16 protein-coding genes are annotated in these 13,170 nt (G+C 62.7%); all 16 read left to right on the forward strand.

Going from position 1 to position 13,170, the window contains the following annotated elements:
* Positions 1–616 (forward strand): aldehyde dehydrogenase family protein (locus ACHFFA_RS12520; RefSeq protein WP_394271159.1); only part of this gene is annotated, 616 nt, incomplete at its 5' end.
* Between the two features lie 105 nt (positions 617–721).
* Positions 722–2,071: a lipopolysaccharide biosynthesis protein gene (locus ACHFFA_RS12525; protein WP_394271160.1), complete on the forward strand. Its 1,350-nt coding sequence runs from the start codon at positions 722–724 to the stop codon at positions 2,069–2,071.
* Positions 2,068–2,991, forward strand: a complete 924-nt coding sequence (locus tag ACHFFA_RS12530) for a glycosyltransferase family 2 protein (protein ID WP_394271161.1) — start codon at positions 2,068–2,070, stop codon at positions 2,989–2,991. The genes ACHFFA_RS12525 and ACHFFA_RS12530 overlap by 4 nt, the downstream gene beginning before the upstream one ends.
* A gap of 81 nt (positions 2,992–3,072) precedes the next feature.
* Positions 3,073–3,447, forward strand: coding sequence for an NADH-quinone oxidoreductase subunit A (gene ndhC, locus ACHFFA_RS12535; protein WP_394271162.1), 375 nt, complete (start codon positions 3,073–3,075; stop codon positions 3,445–3,447).
* Positions 3,448–3,463: 16 nt separating this feature from the next.
* Positions 3,464–4,030 (forward strand): NuoB/complex I 20 kDa subunit family protein, encoded by a 567-nt coding sequence (locus tag ACHFFA_RS12540; RefSeq protein WP_394271174.1) that lies wholly within the window; start codon positions 3,464–3,466, stop codon positions 4,028–4,030.
* A 10-nt stretch (positions 4,031–4,040) separates the two neighbouring features.
* On the forward strand, positions 4,041–4,904 hold the full coding sequence (locus ACHFFA_RS12545; protein ID WP_394271163.1) for an NADH-quinone oxidoreductase subunit C: 864 nt from the start codon (positions 4,041–4,043) through the stop codon (positions 4,902–4,904).
* The gene (locus tag ACHFFA_RS12550) at positions 4,901–5,452 is read left to right on the forward strand and encodes a hypothetical protein (RefSeq protein ID WP_394271164.1); all 552 of its coding nucleotides are present in this window, start codon (positions 4,901–4,903) and stop codon (positions 5,450–5,452) included. Before ACHFFA_RS12545 ends, ACHFFA_RS12550 begins: the two co-directional genes overlap by 4 nt.
* Positions 5,449–6,666, forward strand: coding sequence for an NADH-quinone oxidoreductase subunit D (locus ACHFFA_RS12555; RefSeq protein WP_394271165.1), 1,218 nt, complete (start codon positions 5,449–5,451; stop codon positions 6,664–6,666). The genes ACHFFA_RS12550 and ACHFFA_RS12555 overlap by 4 nt, the downstream gene beginning before the upstream one ends.
* The gene (locus tag ACHFFA_RS12560) at positions 6,663–6,950 is read left to right on the forward strand and encodes a hypothetical protein (protein ID WP_394271166.1); all 288 of its coding nucleotides are present in this window, start codon (positions 6,663–6,665) and stop codon (positions 6,948–6,950) included. Before ACHFFA_RS12555 ends, ACHFFA_RS12560 begins: the two co-directional genes overlap by 4 nt.
* Positions 6,943–7,611, forward strand: coding sequence for an NADH-quinone oxidoreductase subunit NuoE (gene nuoE, locus ACHFFA_RS12565; RefSeq protein ID WP_394271167.1), 669 nt, complete (start codon positions 6,943–6,945; stop codon positions 7,609–7,611). Before ACHFFA_RS12560 ends, nuoE begins: the two co-directional genes overlap by 8 nt.
* Entirely contained in the window at positions 7,611–7,757 is a 147-nt protein-coding gene (locus ACHFFA_RS12570; protein ID WP_394271168.1) for a hypothetical protein, read from the forward strand. Before nuoE ends, ACHFFA_RS12570 begins: the two co-directional genes overlap by 1 nt.
* Complete coding sequence (gene nuoF / locus ACHFFA_RS12575) at positions 7,757–9,049, forward strand: NADH-quinone oxidoreductase subunit NuoF (RefSeq protein ID WP_394271169.1); 1,293 nt, start codon at positions 7,757–7,759, stop codon at positions 9,047–9,049. The genes ACHFFA_RS12570 and nuoF overlap by 1 nt, the downstream gene beginning before the upstream one ends.
* Positions 9,046–9,696, forward strand: a complete 651-nt coding sequence (locus tag ACHFFA_RS12580) for a hypothetical protein (RefSeq protein WP_394271170.1) — start codon at positions 9,046–9,048, stop codon at positions 9,694–9,696. The genes nuoF and ACHFFA_RS12580 overlap by 4 nt, the downstream gene beginning before the upstream one ends.
* Positions 9,696–11,711, forward strand: coding sequence for an NADH-quinone oxidoreductase subunit NuoG (gene nuoG / locus ACHFFA_RS12585; protein ID WP_394271171.1), 2,016 nt, complete (start codon positions 9,696–9,698; stop codon positions 11,709–11,711). The genes ACHFFA_RS12580 and nuoG overlap by 1 nt, the downstream gene beginning before the upstream one ends.
* Entirely contained in the window at positions 11,708–12,769 is a 1,062-nt protein-coding gene (nuoH, locus tag ACHFFA_RS12590; protein WP_394271172.1) for an NADH-quinone oxidoreductase subunit NuoH, read from the forward strand. Before nuoG ends, nuoH begins: the two co-directional genes overlap by 4 nt.
* The coding region (gene nuoI, locus ACHFFA_RS12595; protein WP_394271173.1) for an NADH-quinone oxidoreductase subunit NuoI at positions 12,766–13,170 on the forward strand (405 nt) is incomplete at its 3' end. The genes nuoH and nuoI, both read left to right, overlap by 4 nt.

Raw genomic sequence — 13,170 nt, forward strand, 5'->3', positions numbered from 1 at the left:
GCGCGAGGACGAGGCGATCCACGGCGTGTGGCAGGGAACGGCCAATCTTTACCCAACCCTGCTGGAAAACGAAGATTATGCCAGCATCGTGACGGATCGCCATTTCGACCGACTGCAAGGCCTTGTCCAGGATGCCCGCGACAAGGGGGCGGAAGTGATCGAGGTTAACCCCGGTGACGAATCTTTTGGCAATACCAATTCGCGCAAGATGCCGCTGACCATCTTGCGCAACGTCACCGAAGACATGAAGGCGATGCAGGAAGAGATTTTCGGGCCGGTCCTGCCGATCAAGACTTATCAGAGGATCGACGATGCGATTGATTACATCAACGCACACGATCGCCCGCTTGGCCTTTATTATTTCGGCGACGATGCGGCCGAACGCGAAAAGGTCCTGACCCGCACGATCAGCGGCGGGGTCACGGTCAATGATGTAATCTTCCATGTCTCGATGGACGATCTGCCGTTTGGAGGCGTCGGGCCTTCGGGAATGGGCAGCTATCACGGGGTCGAAGGCTTTCGCGAATTCAGCCACGCGCGCAGCGTTTATACCCAGGCAAAGGTCGACGTGGCCAAGCTTGGCGGTCTGAAGCCCCCCTACAAACGCAAGGCATGACCTTCGACCTCGTCAATCGCCGCCTGCATCACCGGTGACATCCCATCCGGGCGAGGCGTCGTCCCTGCGCCGACCCGCCAGCTACGCCATACCGACAGGATCGAGATGAGAAAGTCGCTCGCCGAAAGCCGGGGTCTGTTGTGGCAGTTGCTGCTGTCGGGAATGATGAAAGGCGGCGGTGGCCTGCTGACCTTCGTCTGCTTCATCTTCATTGCGCGATCCGCCGCGGTTGACGAGTATGGCTTGTTCTCCATCGCGTTTTCCTCCGCCAGCCTGCTGTGCTATGTCATGGTCGGCGGGCAGCACACGGCGATCCTCAAGTTCTATCCGCGCGTGAATGATCCAGGTCCGATTTCGCCGGCGGGGAAGTCGGTAATCCTGCGCTCGCTGCGTATCCTCGGCCGCCTGACGCTGGCGACCTCGGCCATCATACTTGGCGGTTGGTTCGTGGCACGTTGGGCGGGGCCGCCGATGACAAGCGGCGCGACCTTTTCACTGGTCGCGTTCACTCTATTCCTCAGCGCGCTCCTCGGTCTTGCCGAGTTCTTCTCCAGCCTCTTTCGCGCCCGGGGGCAGACGCTGGCGGGGCTGTGGCCGCGGGATCTCCTCTGGCGGCTGCTGATGATTGCCGTCTTCGGGCTGATCCTGTGGCTGAATGCACCGGGCAAGCTTCGGGCAAATCTGTTTACCGCGGGAGAACTCGCCGGCATCGTTGCCGGTCTGCTCGCCGCAGCCCTGAGCATCCAGGTCGCAAGACTGGCGCGCGACATGAGCAAGGTCGAAAAGGCCCGCGATCCATTTCCCGGGCACCTCGGAGCCGACATGCAGCGATCGTTCCGCTCGTTCTGGGCGCTTGGCTTCCTGTGGCCGGCGCGAGGACAGTTGGGTACGATCATCGTCGGTCTGATGATCAATCCGGCCGCAGCCGGCGCGTTCTTTTCGGCGCAGCGTCTCGCTGCGGTCTTGCTGATGGTATCGGTTGCCATCAATACGGCGGTCGGTCCGGAGATTTCGCGCGCTCTTGCCGCTAACGATTTGCACAAGGCAAAGCGGGTTTTCATGACCGGTTCGCTCGTCGCCGGATCGGCCAGCGCGGCATTCATGCTTCTGCTCGTGGCAGTGGGGGATGATCTCCTGGCGTTGTTCGATCCGTCCTACCGTTCCTTCACGCCAGTGTTGCTGATGTTCGCCATTGGCCAGGCAGTGTTCAATGCCTGCGGTCCGCTCGGGGTCTTTCTGACCCTTGCCGAGCGTGAACGGACGGTGCTGCTCGCCGGGGTCGTCGCGACGATTGCCACACTGGTAGGCGTAGTTATTCTGACCCGCCTCTATGGTCCGATCGGGGCAGCAACAGCGATTGCCGGCGTTACGGTGCTGCTGAACCTCTATCTTGCGACGGTGGCATGGTCGGTCTTTCGCGGTTCCAAACGAAAGGCTGAGGGGGACGGGGTATGACAGACCGTCCATTCTTTTCGATCGTCATCCCGGTTTACAACCGCGCAGAAGTCGTTGCCGAGGCGGTGCGGTCATGCGTTGCCCAGACGTTCCGCGATTTCGAGATCGTCGTGGTCGATGACGGCTCTGCCGATCCGAGACGGCTCGCCCAGACGCTGGAACCGTTTGCAGATTTACCTCTGCGCCTCGTTCGGCAGGACAATGCTGGCGCCGCTGTCGCCCGAAATACGGGGATCGATACGGCGCAGGGCCGCTACGTCGCGTTTCTCGACAGCGACGACCGTTTCTTGCCGCACAAGCTCGAGCGGTTCCACGCGGCTATCGGTGGAAGGGCGAGTTATGCCGGTTTCGCGCCTGCCTTGGTCGATCGCGGGCTGGCGCGCCAGGTGATACGTCCGGCAGAGCGCCTTCGACCGGGTGAGGATCTTGGCAGCTATTTCTATGCTCGCAACCAGATGGTGCAAACCTCGATGCTGGTGGTCGACCGCGATACCGCGGCTGCCGTCCGCTTCCAGCGGGAGATCAAGGTCGGCGAAGACCTCGATTTCTGCCTCGCGGTCGATGCAAGGGGGCTGCGCTGGGAGATGCTGGACGAGCCTCTGTCGATCTGGACCGATACCCCGAGCGACGGGCGATCTTCCCAATACCGCGGATCGCTGAGCCAGGAATACCGCAGCTACCGGACCTGGCAGAACCTTTCGCCCCGCGCGCGGCATGCCTACGAGGGAACCGTCGGGGCTTTCCACACCGCCTCTCATCGGCCGCTCAAGGCCTTGGGAATGCTGGCCAGGGGGCCGCTCCTTGGCGGCGTGCCGCTGAAAGTTGCCGGGCGCCAGTTCCTGCGGTGCTTCCTGCCGCGCAAAACCTATCACCGGATCGTCGCTTCGGTGATCGGCAAGAGGGGCGGGAAAGCCTTGTAGCTACAGGCTTACGCGCCCTTGCGTGGCGCGCGCGACGGGCCTAGACGCCAGCCGCAGACGCCCCCCAAACTGGAATCGCTCGTGGTCGATCTCGGACAATATCTGCCCATCCTTATTTTCCTCTTCATCGCCGCGGCGTTGTCGGCGGCGTTTGTTTTCCTTCCGATGGGCGTTTCGCGGCTGACCGGTAGCCACAGCCCCAATGCCGAAAAGCTGTCGGAATACGAGTGCGGCTTTCCCGCCTTTGAAGATCCGCGCAGCCAGTTCGACGTGCGCTTCTACCTCGTCGCGATCCTGTTCATCATCTTCGATCTCGAAGCGGCGTTTCTGTTCCCGTGGGCGGTAAGCCTCGACTTCACCGGATGGCCGGGCTGGATCACGATGATGGTCTTTCTTGGCGAACTCGTGATCGGCTTCGCCTATGCGTGGAAAGTCGGCGCGCTGGAGTGGGAGTAACCCGATGAGCGGTCAGATGACGACGACCGGCGGCGGACACGATCCGCGCCTGGTCCCCGCAGCGCAGCCGGGCGAAGTGCGGCGGCCCGATCAGGACTATTTCAACGCGCTCCAGACCGAGGTCGACAACAAGGGTTTCCTCGTCACCAGCACCGAGGAACTGTTTCAGTGGGCGCGGACGGGCAGCCTGTGGTGGATGACCTTCGGTCTCGCTTGCTGTGCGGTGGAGATGATCCACGTGAATATGCCGCGTTACGATATGGAGCGCTTCGGCGTGGCGCCGCGGGCCAGTCCGCGCCAGTCGGACGTGATGATCGTGGCCGGCACGCTGTGCAACAAGATGGCGCCGGCGCTGCGTAAGGTCTACGACCAGATGTCGGAGCCCAAGTATGTCATCTCGATGGGCAGCTGCGCCAATGGTGGCGGCTATTACCATTACAGCTACAGCGTGGTGCGGGGCTGCGATCGGATCGTGCCAGTGGACATCTATGTTCCCGGTTGCCCGCCCACGGCCGAGGCGCTGCTCTATGGCGTGATGCAGTTGCAGCGCAAGATCCGCCGCATCGGCACAATTCAACGGTGAGGCACGGGCGATGACGACATTGCATTCCGCACCGCGCTACACACGGATCGAAGGTCTCGCCGAAACGCTGTCGACAGCTATCGGAGCTTCCCTGATCGAAGCGCATGACGAGCATGGCGATCTTATCCTGCGCGTCGAGCGGGATGCGATCGCTGATGTCCTTCGTCTGCTGCGGGACGAGCACGACTATCAGCAGCTGATGGAGATCGCCGGCGCCGACTATCCTGACCGTGAGGAACGGTTCGAGGTGGTCTACATGTTGCTGTCCGTCACCAGGAACAGCCGCGTAATGGTCAAGGTGCGCGCGGCGGAGGATACTCCTGTTCCGACCGTGACCCACATCTGGCCCAATGCCGGGTGGCTCGAACGCGAGGTGTTCGACATGTACGGGGTGCTGTTCGCCGGCAATACCGATCTGCGCCGTATTCTTACCGATTACGGGTTCGAGGGTCACCCCTTCCGCAAGGACTTCCCGCTCACCGGATATGTTGAACTGCGCTATTCCGAAGAGGAAAAGCGCGTCGTTTACGAACCGGTCGAGCTGGCGCAGGATTTGCGGCAGTTCGATTTCCTGTCCCCGTGGGAGGGAGCGGAATACGTGCTTCCGGGCGACGAAAAGGCGGCTGCCGCCCCTGCGACCCCGCCTGTCGACGAGCCCAAGGTGACGCCCACGCCGGCTGCGACCGGGGCCGGGGCGAAGGCAGACGCCAAGGCTGCCGAGCCTGTCAGCGAAGGTGGGCCAACAACGGAGGAAAAGGGGAACGACGAACCCCAGGCTCCCGAGCCGACCGAAAGCCGCCCCGATCGTGCGCCGCGCGAGGGCACGGCAAAGGATACCTCGGCCGCAACCGAACCCAAGGGCGGCGACGCATGAGCGGCCGGGCAGTGGCCATACTGGGCGGGGCTGCTCTGGCGGCCTGCTCGCAAGGCAACGCCGGCGAGCAGGAAAGCGCCGATGCCTTCGCCGCACGGATCAGCGGTGATGCCGGACCGGGCAAGGCATTGCGCGATCCTTCGCAGAGTGTGCAAGGACGGGCGAAGGGTTCCGAGCGAGCGACCCTCGGCCAGGCGCGAATAGCGCCGCTTCAGCAACTCGGCGATATCTCTGGGGTCGATCTGGGACCCAGGGACGGCGGCTGCACGTTCGTCGATGGCGAGCATGCCATGCTGACGGCAGCCGCGATGCGCGACAAGGGGGTGCCGGGTAAGGGTATCATCCGGACTGGTAACCGGCTGACCGTGCTTGACAGCGGACCCGGCGGGCTTGACCGCTTGCGAGGCGGGAGCACGTTTTCGGGCGAGGGCCTCACCGCCGTGGTGCAGCCCGCAGGCAAAGGCGGCGCCACGCGATCTGCAACCCTGACCATCGCCAATGTCGCAGGCGCGCGGCAGACATATTCCGGCAATTGGATCTGCGCATGAGCCACGGTATGCACATCGAACAGTCGCCCACCACCGGCGACGAGGTCATCACCAACTACACGATCAATTTCGGTCCGCAGCACCCTGCGGCCCACGGCGTGCTGCGCATGGTCATGGAACTCGACGGCGAGATCATCGAACGGGTCGACCCGCATGTCGGCCTGCTCCACCGCGGCACCGAGAAGCTGATCGAACACAAGACCTACCTCCAGGCGCTGCCCTATTTCGACCGCCTCGATTACTGCAGCCCACTGTGCATGGAGCACAGCTATGTCCTGGCGATCGAGAAGCTGCTCAACATCGAGGTTCCGATCCGGGCGCAGTACCTGCGGGTGCTGTTTGCCGAGCTGACCCGCATCTGCAACCACATGCTCAATATCGGCAGCCACGTGATGGACGTCGGCGCGATGACGCCCAACCTGTGGGTGTTCGAGCTGCGCGAAGACTGCATGAACTTCTTCGAGCGGATGAGCGGTGCGCGCATGCACCACGCCTGGTTGCGTCCGGGCGGGGTACATCAGGATGTGCCGGAAAAGCTGCTGGTGGATATCGGCGAATGGCTCGACACCCGCCTGCCCGAACTTTTCGGCGATGCGATGAGCCTCGTCATGGACAACCGTATCTTCAAGCAGCGCAACGTCGATATCGCGGTGGTCAGCAAGGCCGATGCACTGGCGTGGGGTTTTTCCGGCCCGATGATCCGCGCGGCCGGGATCCCGTGGGATCTGCGCAAGAGCCAGCCCTACGATGTCTATGACCGGATGCAGTTCGACATTCCGGTCGGCACCAATTCCGATTGCTACGACCGCTTCATGGTGCGCGTCAAAGAGGTCTACGAGAGCAAGCGGATCATCAAGCAATGCCTCGCCGAAATGCCTTCGGGCCCGGTGGCGAGCGACGACCGCAAGGTGGTCCCGCCCAAGCGCGCCGAGATGAAGCAGTCGATGGAAGCGCTGATCCACCACTTCAAGCTTTACACCGAAGGCTTCCACGTGCCCGCGGGCGAGGTCTACGTCGCGACCGAAAGCCCCAAGGGCGAGTTCGGCGTCTATCTGGTGAGCGACGGCAGCAACAAGCCCTACCGTTGCAAGATCCGCCCCACCGCCTTCAGCCATCTGCAGGCGATGGACTTCATGTGCCGCGGCCACATGCTGCCTGACGCGACCGCCATTCTCGGCGCGATCGACGTGGTGTTCGGGGAGTGTGATCGGTGAGTGGCGTTGATATGCTTACGCGATTAGTTGATCGCGAAATGGAATTTTGCGGTAAGCCCGTCATTTCGATGCTTGTCGGTGCGATACCCATAATTTTGCTCGATCCATTGTTTGATGGTTCTCCGTCTGCCGCGCCCGCCGAATATCTTTACCCGGCGCTCGGACTGACTGGTGTCTGTGAAGCCGTTGTTGTGTGGCTCTACGTGAAGTTTGAGATCAAGAAATGGCGGGAGCTTCGTGCGCTCGGAGCTGCCGAAGAAGAGGCGGCAAAGCGCAATGGCTGACCGTACCCCCGCTCCTGACACGCCCGAACTGCGCGCTCGTTGGAGCGCGTTCGCATGGACCCCGGAGAACAAGAAAACCGCCGACTGGCACGTCGCCAAATATCCCGACGGGCGTCAGCGCTCGGCGGTGATGGCGCTGCTCGACTTGGCGCAACGGCAGGTCGGTGAAGAAACGAACACGCAAGGCTGGCTGCCGCTGCCGGTGATCGAATACGTCGCTGCCTATCTCGCCATGCCGGTGATCCGGGTGCTCGAGGTCGCCTCGTTCTATTTCATGTACAATCTGCGCCCGGTGGGCCGCTTCCACGTGCAGGTCTGCGGGACGACGCCCTGTATGCTGCGCGGCTCGGACGCTTTGTTTGAGACCTGCGCCAAGCGCGGCATGGCCAAGGGGCACACCACCGATGACGGGCTGTGGACGCTTACCGAGGTCGAATGCATGGGCAATTGCGCAACCGCCCCGATGGCCCAGATCAATGACGACAATTACGAGGACCTGACGCCCGAACGGCTCGACGCGATCCTCGACGCGCTGGCAGCCGGGCAGCGGCCCAAGACCGGGACTCAGGAACCCGGACGCCACACCAGCGAACCGGTGGGCGGGCCGACCACGCTCACCGAAATGGTCGAAGCCAATCACGATTATCGAGGCGAATGGTGATGGACAGCTCGATCGTCACCATCATCCTTGCGCTCATCGCGGTGTTCATCGCGTGGAAGGTTCTGAAGGGCGTGGTCAAGACCGTGGTGCTCGTCGGCATCCTGATCGTCGCGGCGATGGTCGTCTTCGGCGGAGGGCTCGGCTGATGCTTGCTGACAAGGACCGCATCTTCACCAACCTCTACGGCTATCAGGACTGGGGCCTGAAGGCGGCGCAGGCGCGTGGGGACTGGGACGATACGAAGGCGCTGCTCGCCAGGGGGCAGGATGCGATCATCGAGGAGATCAAGGCCAGCGGTCTGCGCGGGCGCGGCGGGGCGGGCTTTCCGACGGGCCTCAAATGGTCGTTCATGCCCAAGGAGAGCAAGGACGGCCGGCCGAGCTTCCTCGTCATCAATGCCGACGAGAGCGAGCCGGGCAGTTGCAAGGACCGCGAGATCATCCGCCACGATCCGCACAAGCTGATCGAAGGCGCGCTGGTGGCCGGCTTCGCCATGCGCGCGCGGGCGGCCTACATCTACATTCGCGGCGAATACATCCGCGAGGCCGAGACGCTGCAGAAGGCGATCGACCAGGCCTATGATGCGGGCCTGATCGGCAAGAATGCCGCGCAATCGGGCTACGATTTCGACGTCTTCCTCCACCGCGGTGCAGGCGCCTACATCTGCGGCGAAGAAACCGCGATGATCGAGAGCCTGGAAGGCAAGAAAGGGCAGCCGCGCCTCAAACCGCCCTTTCCCGCCGGCGCGGGGCTCTATGGCTGTCCGACGACGGTCAACAACGTCGAAAGCATCGCGGTCACGCCGACGATTTTGCGCCGCGGCGCTGCATGGTTCGCCAGCTTCGGGCGGGAGAACAACAAGGGCACGAAGCTCTTTCAGATCAGCGGCCATGTGGAACGGCCGTGCGTCGTCGAGGAAGCGCTCTCGATCCCGTTCGGCGAACTGATCGAAAAGCATTGCGGCGGCATCCGTGGCGGGCGAGACAACCTTCTGGCGGTAATCCCGGGCGGCTCGTCGGTGCCGCTGGTTCCGGCGGATCAGATCTGGGACGCGCCGATGGATTTCGACGGGCTGAAGGAGCTCGGCAGCGGTCTCGGCACCGCCGGCGTCATCGTGATGGACAAGTCGACCGATATCGTCCGTGCGATCAGCCGGATCAGCTATTTCTACAAGCATGAAAGCTGCGGTCAGTGCACCCCTTGCCGCGAAGGCACTGGCTGGATGTGGCGGATGATGGAGCGTCTGCGCACCGGCGATGCCGCAATCGAGGAGATCGACATGCTCCAGCAGGTCACCAAGCAGGTCGAAGGGCACACGATCTGCGCGCTTGGCGATGCGGCGGCATGGCCGATCCAGGGCCTGATCCGTCATTTCCGCCCGGAACTCGAGCGGCGGATCGCCGAACACAACGCACAGTTCGCGGAGGCAGCGGAATGAGATTTGCGTCCTGTCTTGTGGCGTCGGCACTCTTGGTTTCCAGCTTTCCGGCCTCGGCTCAGCTTTCTCCGGGCACATCGGGCTTTTCGAGCGCGCCGGTATCGGCCTCGGAAGCCGAGTACTGGAGCATGGTCCGCACCCTTGGCGGCTGCCTGGCAGACAGCAAGCGGGCGCAATCGGAGGCTTTCCTCGCCACCGCCAGCGGGACGCCCGAGGAAAGTGCCGCTTTCGCGCCGCTGTTCCACCGCAAGAGCAACCGTTGCATGGGCAATTTCGTCCGCGCGAGCATCGTCCGGGCGCACATTCGCGGATCGATTGCCGAAGGATTGTTCGAGCAGATGGACGAAACGCAGCGAGCGCAGGGCCTTGCCATGCCCATCGCCGAGCCGGAAAGCATCCGCTCCCTGCACGATTTCGCCCGCTGCTATGTCTCACGGCAACAAGCCGATGCGGTCGCGCTGCTCAGCGAAACCAAGTTGGCCAGCAAGGGCGAGAGCGAGGCGATCCGCCAGATGTCGGCTGATTTTTCGGAGTGCTTTCCGGCGGACCGCGAAGTGACGATCGTGCCGATCGATATCCGCATGGCGATCGCGGAACAATTGTACCATGCCGCCCGGCGGCCTGTTCAAACCCAGGTGGTAAACTGATGCCCAAGGTCACGGTAGACGGCGAGCAGATCGAAGTGCCGGACGGCGCCACCGTGCTGCAGGCCTGCGAGTTGGCGGGCAAGGAGATCCCGCGCTTCTGCTATCACGAACGGCTGAGCATTGCCGGCAATTGCCGCATGTGCCTGGTCGAGGTAAAGCCAGGGCCGCCCAAGCCGCAGGCGAGCTGCGCGCTTCCGGCGACCGAGGGGCAGGAAATCCGCACCGACACGCTGATGGTCAAGACCGCGCGCGAAGGAGTGATGGAGTTCCTCCTCATCAACCATCCGCTCGATTGCCCGATCTGCGACCAGGGGGGCGAATGCGACTTGCAGGACCAGTCGGTCGCCTACGGCCGGGGCGGTTCGCGTTATACCGAGAACAAGCGCGCGGTGACCGAGAAATACATGGGTCCGCTGATCAAGACGGTCATGACCCGCTGCATTCACTGCACGCGCTGCGTCCGCTTTTCCGAGGAAATCGCGGGGGTGGACGAGATCGGCGCGCTGTATCGCGGCGAGGACATGCAGATAACCACCTATCTGGAACATGCAGTCAAGCATGAACTCAGCGCGAATGTGATCGATCTGTGTCCGGTCGGCGCTCTCACCAGTCGCCCCTATGCCTTCGAGGCCCGGCCATGGGAACTGAAGAAGACTCTCAGTATCGACGTCTCGGATGCGGTCGGCTCGAACATCCGGCTCGACAGCCGGGGACGCGAAGTCATGCGCGCGCTTCCCCGGATCAACGATGACGTCAACGAAGAGTGGCTGAGCGACAAGGGCCGCTACCAGGTTGATGGGCTGGGCAAGCGGCGGCTCGACCGGGTCTTCATCCGCGAGGATGGTAAGCTACGGCCGGGTACCTGGGACGAGGCCTTCGCACAGGTCGCAGCCCGTCTGAAGGATGACAGGGCGTCCATCGCTGCTGTCGCCGGCGATCTGCTCGATTGCGAGACGATGTTTGCCGCCAAGGCCTTGCTACGCGCCTGCGGCTCGTCGCTGGTCGAGGGTCGGCAGACGGGGATGGATTACGACGTCTCCAATCTGGCGGCGGTCAATTTTAACTCGACGCTTGCTGGCATCGAGACCGCCGACGCCATTCTCATCGTCGGGAGCCACGTCCGCTGGGAGGCGCCGCTGATCAATGTGCGGCTGCGCAAGGCGGCGAAACGCGGGGCGCGGATTTTCATCGTCGGTCCGCAATGGGAAACGACGTTCGCCGCCGAGTCCCTCGGCACCGATCTCGGCGTCCTCGACGATCTTCCCGGTCACGTCGACCAGGCTTTCGCAAGTGCCGAGCGACCGGCTATCATCGTCGGCGCGGCGGGACTCGCCAGCGGGGCGCTTGCTGGCGGGCTTGCCTTCGCCACCCGGTTCGGGCTCGTGCGCGAAGGATGGAACGGCTTCAACGTCCTCCACCTCGCGGCGGCGCGCATGGGCGGGCTGATGCTGGGCTTCGCGCAGAAGGGAGGCATGGCCGACCTCGTGACAGCGCAACCGAATGTCCTGCTCGCGCTCGGCGCGGACGAGATGGATTACGCCCCGTTCAGCGGCAGCCTCAAGGTCTATATCGGGCACCACGGCGACAAGGGCGCGCATAGTGCCGACATCGTCCTTCCCGGCGCCAGTTTTGCTGAGAAGGACGGAACCTTCGTCAACACTGAGGGACGGGTGCAATATGCCGAAAAGGCGGTCTTCCCGCCCGGCGATGCCCGTGAGGACTGGACGATTCTACGCGCACTTGCCGACGCGCTCCAGGTCGATGTCGGCTTCGACAGCTTCGCACAATTGCAGGCGGCGATGATCGCGGAAGTCCCGGCTTTGGGAGAGGAGGGTCTCGCTTCGCTGGGTTATCTGCCCGAGGCGGGCAATGCTCCCCCGGCGCAAGGGGTGATCTCAAGCTATCCGATCCGCGACTTCTACCTTACCAATGCCATCGCCCGGGCAAGCGCGGTGATGCAAGACTGTTCTGCTGAACTGCTGCACGGCGGCGATCTTCGGGAGGCCGCGGAATGACCGAGTTTTTCCAGTCGCTTGGCCTCAGCTTCGAGGCGGCCTGGGGGTTGGCGACCATCGCCGGCATCCTGTTGATCGCATTGCCGCTGATGCTCGCCGTGGCCATGATCATCTACGTCGATCGCAAGGTCTGGGCTGCGATCAATCTTCGCCGCGGGCCGAACGTCGTCGGTCCTTTCGGTCTGCTGCAGAGTTTTGCCGACGGGTTGAAGGTGTTCCTGCAGGAAACCATCGTTCCCAGCGCCGCGAACAAGGGCATCTTCCTGCTCGGACCGATCGTCACGTTCACCGTGGCGCTGGCGGCATGGGCGGTCATCCCGTTCAGCGCGACTGCAGTGCTGGCCGATATCAACGTCGGCCTTCTCTACATCCTCGCGATCAGTTCGCTGTCGGTCTACGGCATCGTCATGGCCGGGTGGGCCTCCAACTCGAAATACCCGTTCTTTTCCGCCATGCGTGCGGCAGCCCAGATGATCTCCTATGAAGTCGCGATCGGCTTCATCCTTGTATGCGTCGTGCTTTATGCCGGTTCATTCAATCTGAACGAGATCGTGATGAGCCAGGTCGGCCACGGCTTCGGCATCGTCAACGCCTATGCCTTCAACCTGCTGCTGTTCCCGATGTGGGTGATGTTCTTCATCTCGAGCCTTGCCGAAACCCAGCGCGTTCCGTTCGACCTGACCGAGGCGGAAAGCGAGCTGGTCGCCGGCTATCAGACCGAATATTCGAGCATGAGCTTCGCGCTCTTCTGGCTCGGAGAATATGCCAACATCCTGCTGATGTGCAGTCTCAACACGCTGCTGTTCTTCGGTGGCTGGTTGCCGCCTCTCAATATCGACCTGATCCCGGGTTTCGACATTCCCGGCATCGTCTGGTTCCTGCTCAAGACCTTCTTTTTCTTCTTCATGTTCAGCTGGGTCATGGCGACCGTCCCGCGTTATCGCTACGATCAGCTGATGCGCCTGGGGTGGAAGGTCTTCCTGCCGATCAGCCTGCTGTTCGTCGTTCTCATTTCCGGTTGGCTGATGGCCACGGGTCATTTCGGAGCCGCGACATGAGCGTCGCACACCTCATCAAGTCTTTTACCTTGTGGGAAATCGTCCGCGCGCACGCGCTGACGCTGAAATATTTCTTCAAGCCCAAGGTGACGATCAATTACCCGTTCGAAAAGAACCCGCTTTCACCGCGGTTCCGGGGCGAGCACGCGCTGCGCCGCTACCCCAATGGCGAAGAACGATGCATCGCCTGCAAGCTGTGCGAGGCAGTGTGCCCGGCGCAGGCCATAACCATCGAATCCGAACCGCGCGAAGACGGCAGCCGGCGCACCACGCGCTACGATATCGACATGACCAAGTGTATCTACTGCGGTTTCTGCCAGGAGAGTTGTCCCGTGGATGCGATTGTGGAGGGACCCAATGCGGAGTATGCGACGGAGACGAGGGAGGAGTTGTTGTACCAA

The sequence above is a fragment of the Qipengyuania sp. genome, from assembly GCF_043423005.1.
Classification (GTDB): Bacteria; Pseudomonadota; Alphaproteobacteria; order Sphingomonadales; family Sphingomonadaceae; genus Qipengyuania.

What these genes read in the sequence shown, in the direction of transcription:
- nuoE (WP_394271167.1), top strand. Translation starts at nt 6,943, where the DNA reads ATGGCTGACCGTACCCCCGCTCCTGACACGCCCGAACTGCGCGCTCGT.
- ACHFFA_RS12550 (WP_394271164.1), top strand. Translation starts at nt 4,901, where the DNA reads ATGAGCGGCCGGGCAGTGGCCATACTGGGCGGGGCTGCTCTGGCGGCC.
- ACHFFA_RS12555 (WP_394271165.1), top strand. Translation starts at nt 5,449, where the DNA reads ATGAGCCACGGTATGCACATCGAACAGTCGCCCACCACCGGCGACGAG.
- nuoH (WP_394271172.1), top strand. Translation starts at nt 11,708, where the DNA reads ATGACCGAGTTTTTCCAGTCGCTTGGCCTCAGCTTCGAGGCGGCCTGG.
- nuoF (WP_394271169.1), top strand. Translation starts at nt 7,757, where the DNA reads ATGCTTGCTGACAAGGACCGCATCTTCACCAACCTCTACGGCTATCAG.
- ACHFFA_RS12525 (WP_394271160.1), top strand. Translation starts at nt 722, where the DNA reads ATGAGAAAGTCGCTCGCCGAAAGCCGGGGTCTGTTGTGGCAGTTGCTG.
- ACHFFA_RS12530 (WP_394271161.1), top strand. Translation starts at nt 2,068, where the DNA reads ATGACAGACCGTCCATTCTTTTCGATCGTCATCCCGGTTTACAACCGC.
- nuoG (WP_394271171.1), top strand. Translation starts at nt 9,696, where the DNA reads ATGCCCAAGGTCACGGTAGACGGCGAGCAGATCGAAGTGCCGGACGGC.
- ACHFFA_RS12570 (WP_394271168.1), top strand. Translation starts at nt 7,611, where the DNA reads ATGGACAGCTCGATCGTCACCATCATCCTTGCGCTCATCGCGGTGTTC.
- ACHFFA_RS12580 (WP_394271170.1), top strand. Translation starts at nt 9,046, where the DNA reads ATGAGATTTGCGTCCTGTCTTGTGGCGTCGGCACTCTTGGTTTCCAGC.
- ACHFFA_RS12540 (WP_394271174.1), top strand. Translation starts at nt 3,464, where the DNA reads ATGACGACGACCGGCGGCGGACACGATCCGCGCCTGGTCCCCGCAGCG.
- ACHFFA_RS12545 (WP_394271163.1), top strand. Translation starts at nt 4,041, where the DNA reads ATGACGACATTGCATTCCGCACCGCGCTACACACGGATCGAAGGTCTC.